At 68.9% G+C, this 2,313-nt stretch carries 3 pseudogenes; 2 read left to right on the top strand and 1 reads right to left on the bottom strand.

The window, feature by feature from the left end:
- Nucleotides 1-337: pseudogene (locus tag KZA10_RS12740) on the top strand (diaminopimelate decarboxylase); the annotation flags it as partial.
- A 21-nt stretch (nucleotides 338-358) separates the two neighbouring features.
- Nucleotides 359-814, top strand: a pseudogene (locus KZA10_RS12735) (homoserine dehydrogenase); the annotation flags it as partial.
- Here KZA10_RS12735 and murC read toward each other — a convergent pair.
- Nucleotides 779-2,140: pseudogene (gene murC, locus KZA10_RS12730) on the bottom strand (UDP-N-acetylmuramate--L-alanine ligase); the annotation flags it as partial. The pseudogenes KZA10_RS12735 and murC sit on opposite strands and share 36 nt — an antisense overlap.
- Nucleotides 2,141-2,313: the final 173 nt, after the last annotated feature.

Here is a 2,313-nt window from a genome sequence, read left to right as displayed (position 1 = left end):
CTACGGCGCGCAGTACTCGGCTCGCCTCGCCTCGCGCGTCGGAGAGGGCGAGCCCCGCCTCAGCCGCGTGGTGGGCAAGCACTGCGAGTCCGGTGACATCGTCGTCGATCACGAGTACCTGCCCGAAGACCTCGTGCCGGGCGATCTGCTCGCTGTGCCGGCCACCGGTGCGTACTGCGTCTCGCTCGCGAGCAACTACAACCATGTCCCGCGTCCTCCTGTCGTTGCCGTACGCGGCGGGCGCTCGGCGGTCATCGTCCGTGGCGAGACCATCGATGACGTGCTGGCCCGCGACGCGGGCATCGACGGGGCGAACGCCCCCGAGGGAGACCAATGACCCACCTCCGAAGGAGTAACCATGACTGACTACCGACGACTTCGTGTGGCGCTGCTGGGTGCCGGAGCCGTCGGCTCTCAGGTCGCGGCGCTCCTGCTGCGCCACGGCGATGAGCTCGCCGACCGTGCCGGTGCTGAGCTGGAGCTCGCGGGCATCGCCGTGCGCGACGTGGACGCTCCGCGTGACGTCGACCTGCCCAAGGAGCTCTTCACCACCGACGCCGAGTCGCTGATCCTGGGCGCCGATATCGTGATCGAGCTCATCGGCGGCATCGAGCCGGCGCGCACGAGCATCCTGCAGGCGATCGGCTCCGGCGCCGATGTCATCACCGCCAACAAGGCGCTGTTGGCAACGCACGGCCCCGAACTGTTCGAGGCCGCCGACCGCGTCGGTGCCTCCGTGTACTACGAGGCTGCAGCCGCCGGCGCGATCCCGATCATGCGGAATGATCTGGTAGACGTTTCCGCAGCCGAGCGTGACGACGAAGTCGCCGTCTCGTGCGACCGTCGCCGTGTAGTCGGCCGCCTGCTGCCAGTCCGCGACGTAGTGCACGTGCGACGGGTCGCGGAAGGCTCCGCTCACCAGCTCACCGGTGACTCCGGGCACAGGGTCTTCCCTGGCTCCGTACACGTCGAGCATCACCGTGTGATCGGCGAACTCCTCGAGCACGTCGGCGAACTCCTGGTACATGTGCTGCGTGCGGGAGTACGTGTGGGGCTGCTGGATCGCGATGATCCGCCCCTCCCCGGCGATGCTGCGCATCGCCTCGAGAGCCGCGCGGACCTCGGTGGGATGGTGCGAGTAGTCGTCGTACACCGTGACGCCGCGCTCGACGCCGTGCTGCTCCAGGCGACGCACGGTGCCCGCGAACCCCTCGACGGCGCGCACGGCGTCGGCGAGCGGGTAGCCGAGCGCGCGCAGAACCGTGACCGCTCCCGCCGCGTTGATGGCGTTGTGCACACCGGGAACGGCGAGCTGCATACGCGCCTGCTCCTCGCCATGCGTCAGCGTCGCAGCGACGGGACCTGCGGCGACGATGTCGGTGACCCGCACATTCGCACCCTCGGCCTGACCGAAGGTGAGGATGTTCGGATGCGAGAGCCCGGCGCCGACCCGCAGCGCCCCGGCGTCGTCGCTGGAGATCACGACAGCCTCGGTGGCGGCGTCAGCGAACTGCACGAACGCCTGGTGGAACGCCTCGTCCGAACCGTAGTGATCCAGGTGGTCGGGATCCACGTTGGTGATCAGCGCGACCGCGGTGTCGTACAGCAGGAACGTGCCATCGGATTCGTCGGCCTCGATGACGAAGAGGTCGCCGGAACCCGTCGCGCTCGACGCACCGAGCTGCTCGATCACACCGCCGTTGACGAAGTGCGGGTCGGCGCCGAGCTCACGCAGCGCCGTGACGATCATGCCCGTCGACGTCGTCTTTCCGTGCGCACCTGCGACCGAGACGAGGCGACGGGAGCCGACCAGCCAGTGCAGTGCCTGCGAACGATGGATCACGTGGAGTCCGCGGGCCTTCGCCGTCACGAACTCGGGATTCTCGGGCCAGATCGCGCCCGTGTGCACGACCGTGTCGGCGTCGCCGAGATGGGCGGCGTCGTGACCGACGTGAACAGTCGCTCCCGCGGCGGCCAGTGCCCGCAGGTTGTCGCTGTCGGCACGGTCGCTGCCGGAGACCCGGATACCGGCGTCGAGGAACATCTTCGCGAGACCGCTCATGCCGGAACCGCCGATGCCGATGAAGTGCGCGGCGGTGATCGTGTCGGGAATGGGGAGGGAGAGGTCGGGTCTGATCATGTCCGCTTCAGTCTACTTTTCTTCGGTCTCACCGACCGCGTCAGGCGGCGACGAGTGCGCGATCGATGAGAGAGATGACGTTCTCGGTGCCCGTGCGGGTGCCGGCCGATTCCGCGGCCGCCGCCATCCGCGCGATCCGCGCCGAGTCCCCGAGCAGCGGGACCACGATGCGC

Origin of the sequence: Microbacterium sp. BF1 (assembly GCF_019279095.1) — a bacterium.
Taxonomy (GTDB): domain Bacteria; phylum Actinomycetota; class Actinomycetes; order Actinomycetales; family Microbacteriaceae; genus Microbacterium; species Microbacterium maritypicum.
The sequence above is the reverse complement of the archived record's forward strand: the minus strand, read 5'-3'. Positions and strand labels throughout refer to the sequence as shown.